Origin of the sequence: Mucilaginibacter sp. (assembly GCF_041660805.1) — a bacterium.
Classification (GTDB): domain Bacteria; phylum Bacteroidota; class Bacteroidia; order Sphingobacteriales; family Sphingobacteriaceae; genus Mucilaginibacter.
In genome coordinates, this window is record NZ_JBAZVP010000019.1 from 43,916 (window position 1) to 59,943 (window position 16,028).

Annotated in this window: 8 protein-coding genes; 6 read left to right on the forward strand and 2 right to left on the reverse strand. The window is 43.2% G+C overall.

The genetic code is table 11. The features are described 5' to 3' along the window. Positions 1 to 18 precede the first annotated feature (18 nt). Positions 19 to 843: a response regulator gene (locus WC743_RS19530; protein WP_373014710.1), complete on the reverse strand. Its 825-nt coding sequence runs from the start codon at positions 841 to 843 to the stop codon at positions 19 to 21. Then, positions 813 to 3,980, reverse strand: coding sequence for a two-component regulator propeller domain-containing protein (locus tag WC743_RS19535; protein WP_373014712.1), 3,168 nt, complete (start codon positions 3,978 to 3,980; stop codon positions 813 to 815). Before WC743_RS19535 ends, WC743_RS19530 begins: the two co-directional genes overlap by 31 nt. A gap of 377 nt (positions 3,981 to 4,357) precedes the next feature. On the opposite strand from WC743_RS19535, the gene WC743_RS19540 reads away from it, so the two are divergent. The 6 genes from WC743_RS19540 (at position 4,358) to WC743_RS19565 (ending at position 15,980) form a co-directional block, all read left to right on the forward strand. Then, entirely contained in the window at positions 4,358 to 6,070 is a 1,713-nt protein-coding gene (locus WC743_RS19540; RefSeq protein ID WP_373014714.1) for an arylsulfatase, read from the forward strand. A gap of 38 nt (positions 6,071 to 6,108) precedes the next feature. After that, complete coding sequence (locus WC743_RS19545) at positions 6,109 to 8,586, forward strand: glutaminase domain-containing protein (protein WP_373014716.1); 2,478 nt, start codon at positions 6,109 to 6,111, stop codon at positions 8,584 to 8,586. A gap of 4 nt (positions 8,587 to 8,590) precedes the next feature. After that, a complete protein-coding gene (locus tag WC743_RS19550) occupies positions 8,591 to 10,213 on the forward strand; it encodes an arylsulfatase (protein ID WP_373014718.1) in 1,623 nt (540 codons plus the stop codon). After that, positions 10,143 to 11,153 carry a formylglycine-generating enzyme family protein gene (locus tag WC743_RS19555; RefSeq protein ID WP_373014720.1) on the forward strand — a complete coding sequence of 337 codons (1,011 nt, stop codon included), beginning with the start codon at positions 10,143 to 10,145 and terminating at the stop codon, positions 11,151 to 11,153. Before WC743_RS19550 ends, WC743_RS19555 begins: the two co-directional genes overlap by 71 nt. Before the next feature lie 204 nt (positions 11,154 to 11,357). Next, on the forward strand, positions 11,358 to 14,486 hold the full coding sequence (locus tag WC743_RS19560; RefSeq protein ID WP_373014722.1) for a SusC/RagA family TonB-linked outer membrane protein: 3,129 nt from the start codon (positions 11,358 to 11,360) through the stop codon (positions 14,484 to 14,486). A gap of 36 nt (positions 14,487 to 14,522) precedes the next feature. After that, positions 14,523 to 15,980 carry a RagB/SusD family nutrient uptake outer membrane protein gene (locus tag WC743_RS19565; protein ID WP_373014724.1) on the forward strand — a complete coding sequence of 486 codons (1,458 nt, stop codon included), beginning with the start codon at positions 14,523 to 14,525 and terminating at the stop codon, positions 15,978 to 15,980. Positions 15,981 to 16,028: the final 48 nt, after the last annotated feature.

Genomic DNA, 16,028 nt, shown 5'->3' on the forward strand with positions numbered 1-16,028 from the left:
CTCCAAATTATGTAGCTATCAATTTACAGACCAATCATTGGTTACCTGCAGGGTTTTTGTTTTAAGGTTGTTCAAGTATTCAGCCGGCGAAAGATTAAAATATTTTTGGAAATTTTTACCAAATACGCTTTGGGAGCTATATCCTACCATTCTTGCTACCTCAGATAAAGTATACTCGTTTAAGGCAATCAGCTCAGCAGCTTTTTTTAACCTTGTAATATCAATTAACTCTTTTGGGGACAAGGAAGACACAGACTTTATCTTTCGATAGAAGGTAGGCCGGCTCATATTCATATAGGCTGCTACTTTATCAATATCAATGTTTGCAACTTTGATCTGTTTACGAATATGTTCGTCCAGTTTTTTAAGAAATTGTTCGTCTGTTTTGGAATGAGCCATAACACGTACGTCTTCAAATGGCGAACTGGCGAAATGATGCTTTATATTTAGTCTGTTTTTTAACAAATTAGCAATCTGCAGCCTTAACAGATCAGGAGAGAACGGCTTTTGAATATAAGCGTCGGCACCTGCCTCCAGGCCTTCTATATGAGCTGTATGGGTATTCTTAGCGGTTAACAAAACAACCGGGATATGGCAATGTTCCGCCCTTGATTTAATGATATTACAAAGCTGAAAGCCATCAATTCCAGGCATCATAACGTCACTAACAATGAGATGTATAATTTGGTTGTTAAGGATATTAAGTGCCGATTCGCCATCATTAGCCAGGTATAGCTTATAGGTATCACCCAATACTTGTGAAACAAACTCTAAAATATCGTCATTGTCATCTATAATTAAAATGCTTCCATTTATAGCTGTTTTATGTTTTTCCAATTGCATAATTTAAATTCGAATTGTTGATGTACAGGTAACATAAGAGCGAACATGATCGCATCTGGCCTGCCAGAAATTAAAGTTAGTGAACCATTATGTAATTCTGTTAATGATTTAGCCAATGACAGGCCAATACCGGTCCCGCGCTTTTCGTCACTTCGTATTCTAAAGAATGGTTCAAATATTTTGTCCTTGAATTCATCCGGGATACCCCTTCCGTCATTGCTGAATTTAATGGTAAACAATTTATTAATTGCCGTGAATTGGTCAATGGAAACAGTAGCTGTGGTTGCCGCATATTTAATCGCGTTAGCAATAAGGTTACTACATATCTTTACAAATGCCTCGCTATCCACAAAGGCTATTACCTGGTTTTCAGGCAACTCTAAACGCAGACTTATCCTTTCTTTTTCGGCCTCAGGTGTAAAAATAGCGATTTGTTCTTTAAGCATTTTACTGATATCCGTTTTAACAAAACTCAACCCAAATTGGTCGGCTTCGGTTTTTCTGAAATCCAGCAACTGAGTTGTAAGATCCAAAAGCCGTTGGGTGTTTTTTTGAACCATCAGCAAGTTTTTACTTATTGCAGGTACTTCGTCAATCTTTTCAATCATCAGGTCAACGGGGCCGCTAATTAAAGTCAAAGGTGTTTGAATTTCATGCGCTATGTTGGTAAAGAACTCAATTTTAGCCTGATAGATCTCTTTTTCTTTTTCATGCTCAAATAACTGCAGCTTATTCCGGTTCTTATTTTCTAAATAACGATTATAGTAAAAAATGGAAAGATAGATAACGATCGCCAAAACACACAGGTAAACAAAATAAGCTTCATAACTTTTCCAAAAAGGCGGGCTAATCCTGATAAACAACTTACGCGGTTGCCCGGTCCAGCTCCCAATATTGCTTTCAGCGGTTACAATAAAGGTATAATCACCTGGTGATAGATCAGTAAAATAAGCCAGCCGGTTTTGTTTTAAATAGGTCCAATCGTTTTCCAGCCCTTTCATTATGTATTTATACCTGGTTACTTTAGGCGATGAATAGGTTAAGGCGGAGAACTCGATACTGAAATTAGATTGGTCATAATTTAACAAAATAGTGTCGGTGTACATAATGGATCTCACCAACGGCGATCCTGCTACTTTAGGGGTTATTTCCGTACTATTGATATGAAAGCCGGTAATAAAAGTAGGCGGGCTGATCTCCGGTTTGCCAAAATCTTTTGGATAAAAAGCGATCATTCCTTTAACCGACCCGAAGTACATTTTTCCATCGTGCCCTTTGAAGGCCGAATTGTAGTTAAATTGATCTGTAAGTAACCCGTTTGACTGGGTGTAAACCTTAAACTTATCTGTTTTAAGGTCCAGGCAAATCAACCCCTTCAAAGAACTGATCCATAAATGTTTGGTATCATCCTCCAAAATCCGAAACAGGCTGTTGCTGGGCAGCCCATTCTCAATAGTTATTTTTTTGATGGTCTTGCGGTCAGGGCCGAGTTTTACCAGGCCGCCACCTTCAGTGGTGAACCACAGGCATTGGTTACTGTCCTCGAATATGCCACGTACTGCATAGTCCGGTTCGTTTTTTCCTTTACGTTGACTGTTAAATTTGAGGTTTCCTTTTTTTCCTGTTTTAGGATTAAAATAAAAAGTCCCTCTTTCCTGGCTTCCCGTCCATATTGTACCTTCATGGTCTTCTATTATGGCAAATACAAATGTGTTTTCCGGAATACCCCGTACCGTTTTAAATTGCTTGCTTTTGGGGATATATTGAAAAAGACCGGTCCCGGTCCCCGTTGTTCCTATCAACAATGTGCTGTCCCTGGTTAGATAAATACTCATAACAAAGTCGCTCGTATTGTCTCCGTTCTCACCAAAGAGTTTAAACCGGTCTGTGATTTTACCGGTGTTAATATCCATGATCTCTAACCCATGCTGGAATGGCCCTATATACAACTTGTTACCAACAGCCAATAAACCATGAATATTGGGGTAAGAAATGCTGGTAGGCCTTCCATCTGAAGTGTAATTAATGAATTTCGCAGATTTTTGATTGAACTTATTAATGCCGGCGTCTTCCGTACCTATCCAGATGTTGTTTTTATTGTCACCACAAATTTCCCGTACCGCATTGCCTGAAATGGAATTGGCCCCTAACAATGGATAGTATTTTTCAAATCGGGCGTTTTCCTTCGAAAAATAATTTATACCGCCAAAAAAAGTGCCCGCCCATAAACCTCCCCGGCTATCCCTGCATAACGAATATACCGCATTGTCGGTTATCGAATATTGGTCGCCGGCGCGTTTTTTCAGGTTGATGCTACTGCCGGATAGGGTGTTGTAAATATAAATCCCAGACTCTGTAGCTATCCAATATTCATTTTTACCGTTGGATATAATATCCCGCACATATATCTCGGTATTGTCTTTATTGCGCAACAACAGGGATTTGATTTGGCCTGTTTTGATATTGTAGCTTTTCAAGCCCTGCTTCGTTGTTCCTATCAGTATCTCATCTCCGGCGGTTGGGAATATTTTGCTGATCAATCTTAAATTGTAAGGAATATGCCGATCTATGATTTGAATTACCTTAATAGTTTTTTTTTGCGGATCGAATACTTTAATCGAGCCGTCGTTATCACCAAGCCATATATTTGATTTTTTGTCAAAAGCCTGGCAAGAAGCGTTCAACCCAATATCCGTTATTTTGTTCTTCTGTTGATCATAGAACTGTAGCCGCCTGTTATTTAAAAACCACAAATTGTTTTTTTGATCGACAAGTATATGGTTAATACCCCCGGCGGGCGTAACGGTTATTTCTTTAAAGATCTCTTGATAAGGGTCATATTTAAGCATGCCACGGCCTGTACCAATCCATATCATCCCGTGGAGATCTTCTTTTATACATTCAATGTTATTGTTAACCAGGGTCCCGGGTTTGTTGGCATCATTGGCAAAGGTTTTAAATGTATACCCGTCAAATCTATTTAGCCCGCCTCTGGTACCTACCCACATCATACCCCTGCTGTCCTGCATAATGGTGTTGACAGTATTATGAGCTAAACCGTCATCGGCCTGGTAATGTTGAAAATAATAGGATTGCGCACTGCAAAACGAAGCAATCAGTAGCAAGATTGCTTGCACTATTATTTTTTTATTAGTACGGCACATAATTAGTTAAACTCAAATATATATAAACCACCTTGTATATATGGTTCAATCTTAACCTGAGATTTATGGCTTTTTGAGCTTTTATACTTAAGTGGTTGAAAAACAAATATTTGATATGTATTTTGAATAGATTCCTTAATCATTGGGATATTAAATTGAGACAAATGAACCAAATTTTGAACAATTTATTTGAAGTGGATTAATTTACTTTGACAAAGAGCTACCAATATAACCTAATGGCGAATTTTGTGAACAAAGTCGGTAAAACGTCAGCTGGATATAAAGTCTTGTGGCTAAATCCCGACCGCATTGCGCTCAGTCATATAAATGGGTTTAACTAATTATCTGCTATGAAAATAAAGTACAAAATTTATCTAGGTACATTGGTTTTAGGTATTGTAATTACCGGCCTCGTAGCTTGGACATCAAAGATACCCCCTCCAAAACAACAGGTAAAACGGCCTAATATCATCGTTATACTGGCAGACGACATGGGCTTTTCAGATGCAGGTTGTTATGGCGGCGAAATAAGAACGCCGAATTTGGATTACATGGCTCAGAACGGTATTCGCTATACCCAGTTTTATAACACTTCGCGTTGCTGCCCTACCCGGGCTTCGCTGCTTACGGGGTTATATAACCAGCAAGCAGGCATAGGTAAGATGACCGATGCGGAAGACGAGCCCGGTTATCTCGGTCACATCACCGAAAATGCTGTAACATTGGGCGAAGTACTTAAGTCGGCAGGGTATCATACCGCCATGACCGGCAAATGGCATGTATCTAATACAAACGCGCAAAAGGATAAAAATGAACAACTAAACTGGCTTAATCATCATAAAGATTACGGCGATTTTTCACCAATTAGTCAGTATCCTACCAGCCGCGGTTTCGAGAAATATTTTGGTACCATTTGGGGGGTTATTGATTATCACGATCCGTTCAGTTTAGTGAGCGGAACAACTCCTATAAAGAATGTACCAAAAGACTATTACCATACCGATGCGATAAACGATACAGCCGTAGCTTATATAAACGGCTATGCCAAGTCTGATCAACCTTTTTTCTTGTACGTTGCTGAAAACGCGCCGCATTGGCCACTGATGGCTAAACCACAGGATATAGCTAAATATAAAGAAACTTACAAAGACGGATGGGATGCTATCCGGGAGGCCCGTTACCAAAAAATGGTTAAATTGGGATTGATAGATCCGCTCAAAACCAAGCTTTCGGAAAGATGGAACGACAATTTGAAATGGGCAGACAACCCTGACAAGGAGTGGGATGCCAAAGCCATGGCCGTGCATGCCGCCATGATTGATTGTATGGACCAGGGTATAGGCCGTATCATTAATGCGCTTAAGAAAAACGGCCAGCTGGAAAATACCCTCATTGTTTTTTTAAGTGACAATGGTGCCAGCGCGGAAAATGCTGCAGCTTATGGTGCTGGTTTTGACCGCCCAAGTGAAACACGTGACGGCCGGACGATCAGCTATTCGCTAAAAAAAGATAATGAGCCGGGTGTTGAAACCGTCTATTCGTCTATCGGCCAAAGATGGGCCAATGTCTCCAATACGCCATTTCAGTATTGGAAGGAACAATCATACGAAGGTGGAATTCATACGCCGATGATTGCGTTTTGGCCAAAAGGTATAACGGCAAAAAAAGGTGGTTTTAGCCAACAGGTAGGCCATGTAATGGATTTTATGAACACATTTATTGAACTTGCAGGAGCCAAGTATCCCCGGGAATATAAGGGGAATAAAATTCCGGCGTCTGGCGGCATTAGTCTTGTTTCCAGTTTTAAAGGCAACCAAACGCCGGGGCATAACGAGTTATTTAACGAGCATTTTGGTGCCCGCTATGCACGCTCAGGCAATTGGAAACTCGTTTCCATGAATAACGACACTACCTGGCACTTATTTAACCTGGCTGCCGACAAATCAGAAACCCTTGACCTGAAAGCAAAATACCCCGGAAAGGTGAAACAGTTAGATAGCCTTTGGCACAATTGGGCCAACACGCACCAGGTATTTCCTAAACCGGTTAGGAAACGTAAATAGCAGCTATCGAATTACCATATTTAAAATTAACAAAACCTATGAATCGCTTTTTTAAGAAAACCGCAATACTATTTACCAGCTGCGTAATCTTCTCATGGAATTTAGCTGCTGCGCAAAGTAAACTGCCGGCCTATCCACTGATAACGCATAATCCATACTTTAGCATTTGGTCCAATACTGATAAATTGAACGAGTCGCTGACCAAACATTGGACAGGGAAGAATCAGTCACTGATAGGCATAATAAAGGTGGATAACCAATACTATAGGTTTATGGGTGAAAACTCGCCCGAATACAGATCCATCGTAAATACGGGCGTAGAGCAACCCTACTCCTGTAAATATGTAATGGAGCAAAAACCGGCAGAAGGCTGGGAAAAGCCTGATTTTAATGACGCAGCCTGGCAGACAGGTATGGCACCCTTTGGGGATAGCCGCGCGAAGGCAGGCACCAGCTGGACAGGCAACGATATCTGGTTTCGCCGAAAGTTTAGTTTAAACGAATTGCCGCAAGGCCGGCTGATGCTGAATATACTTCATGATGATGATGCCGAGATCTTCCTGAATGGCCAGCGTATTCCCCGGCAACGCGGCGCAAACGGCGATTATGAATTGGTCCCTTTGAATGACGATGTGAAAAAGAGATTTAAAACGGGCGAAAATATCCTGGCTGTGCATTGCAGGAATACCGGCGGCGGCACCTGGATAGACGCAGGCTTTTCTGCCGAGGTGATCAATGATGCCATGGAAGGCGTTGCCAAAGCAGAGCAAAAGTCGGTTAACGTAACTGCTACCCAAACCATTTATACTTTTAAATGCGGCCCGGCCAATTTAAAAGTTACCTTCACATCCCCGCTAATCATTAGCGACCTGGATCTGCTGGCATCGCCGGTTTCTTATATTACTTACCAGGCAAATTCCAACGATGGTAAAAAGCATAATATTAGCGTTTACCAGGGCGCAAGCACAAATATTTCGGTTAACCAGCCCTGGCAGCAGGTACAGGCATCCACCTATAGTAAAAACGGCTTAAGCATGCTCAAAGCGGGTACAGTGGAGCAGCCTGTGTTACAAAAGAAGGGTGATAATTTGCGGATCGACTGGGGCTTTGCCTATATAGCCGCGCCTGCCGTTTCAGGTGTTAAACAATATATAACTTCTGATGCGCAGGCCGTTACGTCTTTTCTGCATTCCGATTATAAGAGTGACGAAACCAAGGGGAAGGAACTGATGCTGAATACCGTACTGCCATTTGGATTAGTGGGTAAGGAAGCGTTAACAAAACATATCCTGGTAGGTTATGATGAGCAGTATTCCATCCAATATTTCGGCACAAACTTAAAACCATGGTGGCGCAACCAGGCGAATGCAACAATGGAAGGTGCATTAAGCAAAGCAGATAAAAACTATGCCCGGGTAATGGCGAAATGTAACCTTACTGATAAAAAGATATATCAGGATGCTTATAAATCCGGCGGCGAAAATTATGCGAAACTATGCAATATGTCTTACCGCCAAAGTATAGCGGCCCATCAGCTGGTGAAAAGCCCGCAGGGAGATCTGCTATGGTTATCTAAAGAAAATTTTAGCAACGGCTCTATCAATACCGTTGATGTGACCTACCCTTCATCTCCGCTATACCTGCTGTATAATCCTAAACTGATGGCCGGCATGCTCGACGGCATTTTTTATTACAGTGAAAGCGGCAAATGGACCAAACCTTTCGCAGCACATGATCTGGGGACCTATCCGCTGGCTAACGGACAAACTTACGGCGAAGACATGCCGGTGGAAGAATGTGGTAACATGATCATTCTTACTGCTGCCATCGTAAAAGCACAGCAAAATCCGGCTTATGCCAAGAAGCACTGGAAAGTCCTGACAACCTGGGTGAATTACCTGGCTGAGGCTGGCTTTGACCCGGGCAATCAATTATGTACCGATGATTTTGCAGGTCACCTGGCACATAACGCAAACCTATCGGTAAAAGCTATTGTGGCCATTGGCGCTTATGCGCAGCTTGCCCAAATGCTTGGCGATGCCGATGCCGCTAAAAAGTACGGTGATATGGCTGTGGACTACACTCAAAAATGGATAGCGAAGGATGACGCGGGTGATCATTTTGCCCTTGTATTTGATAATAAAGACACCTGGAGCCAAAAATATAATATGGTTTGGGACAAAGTCCTCCATTTGAATTTGTTCCCACAGAAAGTGTATGAAACCGAAATGAAATATTATCTGAGCCATCAAAATAGTTTTGGTTTGCCGCTTGATAGCCGGAAAACATATACCAAGTCAGACTGGATCATGTGGACGGCTGCTATGGCCGATAGCCGCAAGGATTTTAATAGTTTATTAGAGCCTGTATATAAATTCGCCACAGAAACTACGTCACGTGTGCCTTTGAGCGACTGGCATGAAACTACTACCGGAAAGATGGTGGGATTTCAGGCACGGAGTGTTATTGGCGGTTACTGGATGAAAGCATTGAAAGATAAAACGGCAGGGAAATAATGAAATGATCAGGGCGCACGTTACAGCGGTATTTTTGATGATGTATTCGCTGGTTACCTTTAGCCAGCATCAAAAAGGCAGTGCCATAAAACCTAATATCATTATTGTTTATATAGATGATCTGGGCTATGGGGATGTGGGCTGTTATGGGGCGAAGGGCGTTAAAACGCCAAATGTAGATTTCCTTGCTAAAAATGGTTTACGGTTTACTGATGCCCATTGCACGGCGGCTACCTGTACACCATCGCGCTATTCCATGTTTACCGGCAGTTATGCTTTTAGGAATAACGCGGCTATACTGCCCGGCGACGCCCCGCTGATTATTAAACCTGGAACAGGCACCCTGCCTGCTATGCTGCAAAGGGCAGGCTATACAACCGGCATTGTTGGCAAATGGCATTTAGGTTTGGGCAATGGTTATATAAACTGGAACAAAGAAATTAAGCCCGGCCCGCTTGAGCTGGGCTTTAATTATTCTTTTATAGTGCCAGCAACGCTTGATAGGGTACCGACTGTTTTTGTAGAGGGCCGTAAAGTTGTAAATCTTGATTTAAAAGACCCGATCAAAGTTGACTACACCAAAAAGATAGGCAATTACCCAACCGGGTTAGAGGAACCGCAACTATTGAAATTTAAAGGCGACAAACAACACAGCAATACCATAATCAATGGCATTAGCAGGATCGGTTATATGTCGGGTGGTAAGGCGGCTTTATGGAAGGATGAGGATATGGCTAAAGTGCTGTTACATAAGGCGAATGCTTTCTTAAACAAGAATAAAAGCCAACCTTTTTTCCTGTATTTCTCTTTTACTGATATCCATGTGCCACGGGCGCCCAATGCCATGTTTAAAAACAAAAGCACAATGGGTTCGCGGGGCGACGACATTGCGCAAATGGACTGGTCAGTTGGCGAATTATTAAAAACGGTTGCAAAATTAGGTTTATCAAAAAATACGCTGATCATTTTTACCAGCGATAATGGCCCCGTACTGGATGATGGTTATGATGATAAGGCCATGCAATTAGTAGGGCAACACCAGCCGGGAGGCCCCTTTAAAGGTGGTAAGTATAGCGCGTATGAAGCGGGTACACGTGTGCCAACTATCGTTTATTGGCCAAATTATGTTAAACCGGGTATCAGCACAGCGTTGATCAACCAGGTAGACCTGTTTGCATCCTTTGCCCAACTCGCCAATCAAAAGTTAAAGCCTTCAGACGCGCCCGATAGTTTTAATATGCTTGACCAGTGGTTGGGTAAGCAAAAACAGGGCCGCCAGGAAATGATTGAAGAATCATTCACCATGGCTTTAAGGGCAGGGGACTGGAAATATATTGAACCGGTAACTAGGCCCGTTCCGGATTGGCTTACCAATAAGCAAGTGCCAACCGGGTTACAGGCAAAGCCGCAGTTGTTTAACTTAAAAAACGATGTAAGTGAGCAATACAACGTGGCGGAAAAATTTCCGGAACAAACAAAAAAAATGAAACTAATTTTAACAAGAATTATACAACATACAAGCAGGCCATCTTATGAGAAGCAGAATTCTTTGTACAGTGAAAAACGCCGGTGTAGTGTCCGGAGTCGTTTTGATTCTTTCCGGCTGCGTCCGGCACCAAAAAGATAGTGCAGATCAAAGTGGCGTAAGTGTGCAGGCAGCTGACAGCGTTAACAGTAAAGGAATGGTCCGTTTATCCGGAGGAACTTTCCAAATGGGATCGGATGATGCCGGGTTTACGGATGCCCGGCCGGTGCATAAGGTAACGGTTAAAGGTTTTTGGATGGATGAGCATGAGGTAACTAACGCGCAATTTAAACAATTTGTAGATGCAACGCATTATGTCACCGTAGCCGAACAAACGTTAGATCCGGCTGATTTTCCCGGCGTTGACCCGGTCAATCTTGTTCCCGGATCGGCTGTTTTCAACCCACCCGGTACCCCCGTTTCATTGGATAACTCAATGCAATGGTGGAAGTATGTGCCCGGTGCATGCTGGAGCCATCCATTTGGGCCGGAAAGTACAATTAAAGACATTGAAAATTACCCCGTTGTTCATGTTTGTTATGAAGATGCGATGGCCTATGCCAGGTGGGCAGGTAAGCGTTTGCCTACCGAAGCTGAATGGGAATTTGCCGCGCGCGGGGGCAAAACAGCCACTACGTATTACTGGGGTAATGAGTTGCATCCGGGTGGAAAAATGATGTCAAATAATTTTCAGGGGCATTTCCCTGATGCGGACAAAGGTACGGATGGTTATAAAGGTTTAGCGCCGGTAATGTCGTTCCCGGCAAATGCTTATGGCCTGTTTGATATGGAAGGTAACGCCTGGGAATGGTGCAATGATTTTTATCGCCCAGACTATTATGCGAATAGTCCGGAGGCAAATCCGCAGGGGCCGGATGATAGTTTTGATCCGGATGATCCCAAATCTGTGGTAAGGGTACAAAGAGGGGGTTCGTTCATATGCAGCGAACAGTATTGTATCAGGTATAAAGCCGGGAGCAGGGGCAAGGGAGAAATAAGAAGTGCTTCCAATAATCTGGGTTTCCGCTGTGTAAAAGATTGAAGATCAGAGAATAGGGCACAGGGTCATTAATAAGGGTTTTTCGCGCTCTTTTGATATACTTTTTTGGCAGGTTGGCACATGAAAAATGAGACAATTAAACCAAAAAATGAACAGTTTGAGCAATAGTAATTAGTTTAATTTGAAGGAGAATATCAGACGTTATAAACCACCCTCGTCTATATTAAACCAATTAAATCAATTATTATGAAAGAAACTTTACCTAAACGGCCGGGTAGCGGATACCGGCAAATGTTATCTGCGGGGCGCTTAAACACTAAAAAGGTGTTGGTAGCAATCCTGGTGATCAGTCTCCTTTTTAATTATTTTAATGCCTTTGCGCAATCTGTCCGTGTTAGCGGCACTGTAACTGATGAAGCCGGCCTGCCCGTTATTGGCGCTACTGTAAAAGTAAAAGGCCAAACAACAAGTGCGGCTACCAATTTAACCGGTATTTATACTATTGAAGCACCTGCAAACGGCGTGCTGCAAATTTCTTATCTGGGCTACATCAGCCAGGATGTTGAAGTGAATAATCGGGCTACCGTAAACGTTAAACTACAGGTAAGCAGCAAGGGGCTTGATGAGGTAGTGGTTGTTGGCTACGGTACCGTAAGAAAAAGCGACCTTACCGGAGCGGTAACTTCTATAAAAGCCGCCGATCTTACTAAAGGCACCAATGTAAACGTACAGCAGGCCCTTATCGGGCGTGCGTCTGGTGTGCAGGTATATCAAAAAAGCGGCGAACCGGGTTCGGCCATGAGTGTGCAGGTGAGGGGTATTACTTCTATTACCGGAAATAACGATCCGCTGTATGTAATTGACGGGTTGCCGGTGAATGACCAGGTTGCCGTAGGTTCTACAGCGCCGGGTGGTACAACCAGTAATCCCAATAACCGTTCAGCCATGAACAGCCTCAACCCATCTGATATTGAATCAATGGAGATACTTAAAGATGCCTCGGCCACCGCGATATATGGATCACGCGGTGCTAACGGCGTAGTACTTATCACCACCAAAAAAGGTAAGAACGGCAAAATGAAGGTAGATTATAATGTATCTGCCGGAACTCAAAAGGCAAGCAGGGTATTGCGCTATATGAACGGTGATGAATATACACAGGCCATTAATGGCATTATTGATCTGGGTTCATTAAGTACTGCCAGGGTAACCGGCGATAACGCTAATACCGACTGGCAGTCGCACCTGCTCCGTACAGCGCCCCTTCAATCACATGATCTTTCCTTTTCAGGTGGAGGCGGCAATACCAAGTATTTCATATCTGCCGGATACCTGAAGCAGGATGGTATTATGTTAAAGTCGGGTACGCGCAGGTACAATGCACGGGTTAATGTAGAAAACGCCATCGCTTCTAAATACGCGGTAGGTATAAGCCTGGCCACTTCCTACAGTAAAGATTATTACAACGCAATAGGTGTAGGTTTAAATGATAATGCCAGTTCATTGTACATGGCCCAAAACTATGACCCTACAGCGCCCGCATATAATGCCAATGGCAGTTATTACCGTTCGCCGCTGATGGCGCCAATGGATAACCCCATAGCCGTAAACAACGGGCAATATGCAGAAGGTGATACTTACCGCACCTTTGGTAATATTTATGCAGAATATTTTTTAATGCCCGAATTATCGGCCAAGGTCAGGGTAGGCGCTGATATTAATGATGCCCAGCGTTATTTTTGGATAGACCCAACTACATTAACAGGTTTATCATACAACGGTTACGCCGATGTAAGGGATGGAAAACGTGGTTATTACTTAGGCGAAGCAACACTGAATTTTAATAAAACGTTTGCAACAGATCACCGTGTTTCGGCAGTGGCGGGTGCAACATATGAAAACTATACCTCAAGCTTTCTTGTTGCTAATTCGCGTTCATTTGCCCTGCCCGATCTTACCTTTAATGCATTAGGCACCGGCGATAATACGTTAAACGGGGTTAGTAACGGCAGGCAGGGAAATAAGCTCGTTTCCTTTTTAAGCAGGGTAAACTATTCATACAAAGGGAAATATCTGCTAACGGTTTCCATGCGTGCAGATGGTTCGGCGCGTTTTGGCCCTAACAAGCGTTTTGGTTATTTCCCTTCGGCGGCGGTGGCCTGGCGTGTACACGATGAAGATTTCCTGAAAGATAATGATGTATTAAGCGACTTGAAGTTCCGTGTAAGCTACGGTGCTACAGGTAACCAGCCTAATGCCAACTACCTGTACTTTTCAACCTATTCTGCCGGTCGCAACGCAATTTTCAACGGCACAAAAACAAGCAGTGTAAGCCCAACCCGCAGCGCGAATGCCGATCTGCAATGGGAATCAGCCAAACAGGCCGATATCGGTATTGATTTCAGCTTGTTTAAATCCAGGATAAGCGGGAGTATAGAGTATTATAACCGCAAAACAGCCAACCTTATTTATGATGTTCCGCAGGCTGCAAGTACAGGCTTTGGCTCAAAAACGCAAAACGTTGGCAGCATGAAAAACACCGGTTTGGAATTCTCTGTAAAAGGCAATGTGCTCTCCATAAAAGATTTCCGTATGGATGCAGGCTTTAACCTTACTACACTTAACAACAAGGTGCTTAGCCTTGGTGGTTTAAGTCAGGTAATTTATGGTGGTGCAGGTTCGGTAGGTTCAATAGGTATACTTAAACCCGGCGAATCAATTGGTTCATACTACGGCTACATTGTTGACGGCGTATGGCAAACCGGCGACGATTTTAGCAAGGCGCAAACAGGTGTTAGGCCGGGCGACTTAAAATACAGGGATATTGATGGTAACAAACAAATAAACGCTAACGACAGGGTAGTGCTTGGCAAATCGTTACCTGATTTTTATTACGGCTTTAATACCGGTTTTACTTATAAAGATGTGATCCTGGATGTGTTTTTTGAAGGTTCACAGGGCGCTAAACTGTTAAACAGCAGCCTGGTTGACTCTTATTTCCCGGTGGATCTGCGCCGTAATAAATTGGCAGAACTGTACGTGAACCGCTGGACCCCAACTAACCCAACTAATGATTATCCATCGTTTTTACCAAATGATGTACAGGGCCAAAGGCAGGTGAATAGCAAAACAGTTGAAAACGCCTCGTATCTGAGGTTGCAATCTGTTCGCCTATCATACAAAGTGCCGCTTCCTAAAAACAAGGTTATAAGTAATGTAACTGTATTTGTTAATGGCCAAAACCTGCACACCTGGACAAAGTACACAGGCTCTGATCCGGCTGCGAACTCGCTGGGCGATAATATTTTAAGGTTAGATTATAATTCATATCCTTTAACACGCACGTACACAGCGGGTATGAACATACAGTTCTGATAGTAAACCAATTACTGAATAATAAAAGATATAAAAATGAAAACATTTGCTAAATATATATACCTGTTAGGACTGATGGCCATCGTTACCTCGTGTGAGAAGACATTGGAAGTAACCCCGCAATCTGAATTTTCGCCGGAAAGCCTCTTAACTTCAGAGGCAGGGATCAAATCAGTGTTATTTTCCGCATATGCCGAATCGCAGCAGCAAAACTCTACCCGTTATGTAATTAATAATTCGGAGATGTGTACGGATATGGCCTATAATACAGGCGGCGCCGAAAATGGCCAGCTCATTACCATTATCAATTTTACCTGGGATGCTTCACTCGGAACATTTAGCGCTGATGTATGGAGCCCTAATTACCGTTCAATACGTGATGCCAATAACGTTTTACAAAATATTGCCCAGGTAAACACAAGCGATGCTAATAAAAAGCTGTTTACGGCAGAAGCAAGGGTACTTAGGGCACAAGCGTACGCTACGCTTTATAGCTGGTTTGGCCCGGTGCCGTTAAGGACGCCCGAAACGCAAACCGGTGATTTGGCCAAAGCAACGGATCAGGAAATGAAGGACTTTATTGAGAAGGATATTACAGAATCGTTGGCAGATCTTCCTGATCCGGGTAAAGAGGTGGCTTTTGGCCGTTATAATAAAGGGGTGGCCAATGCTATCCTGGCTAAATTTTACCTAAACACCAAACAATGGCAAAAGGCGGCAGATGCAGCCAAGGCTGTGATGGATTTTAATTACTACATCCTTTACCCAGGCTTTGCCGAAATGTTCAGGATCGAAAACAAGATGAATAAAGAAATGATATCGGTAGTTCCCTGCCGCCCCGAAGATCCGTTTGGTAACTGGTTCCAGGCCGGCGCGCTTCCTCCGGCATATAAAAGCAGCGCTCAGTTCCCTGGGTTTACATACAAGGCCAGTATGTCAAACTTCGCTACCCAATACCGGTTGCGCACTGGGTTTGTAAATACCTTTGCGCCCAATGATAAGCGTTTATCACTTATTTGCACCAGCTATGTTAACAGCAGCGATGTAGTTGTTAATTTGAGCGCCGGCGATAATGCCAGAAGCTTTAAATACTGGGATAATAATACCGTGGGCAATAACAGTGGTACCGATGTGCCTGTTCTACGCTATTCAGATATCCTGCTTACACGTGCCGAAGCTTTGAATGAAATAAGCGGGCCAGGTACAGAGTCCTTTACCCTTATAAACCTGGTAAGAAGAAGGGCTGGCCTGGCTGATCTTGACCTGATTAATACACCTACTAAAGACGCTTTCCGCGATGCGGTTTTGCGCGAGCGCGGATGGGAGTTTGTAACGGAAGCAAAACGCCGGGAAGACCTGATCCGCCATGGCAAATTTATTTCATCAGCTTTGGCCAGGGGTATTACTAACGCGAACCCTAACCGGATACTGTTCCCAATACCACAATCAGAAATTGATGCCAATAAGCTTTGTGTTCAAAATACAGGGTACTAATTAAATACCTGTATAAAAAAGCCACAAAGGGTATGTTAAACACTTATC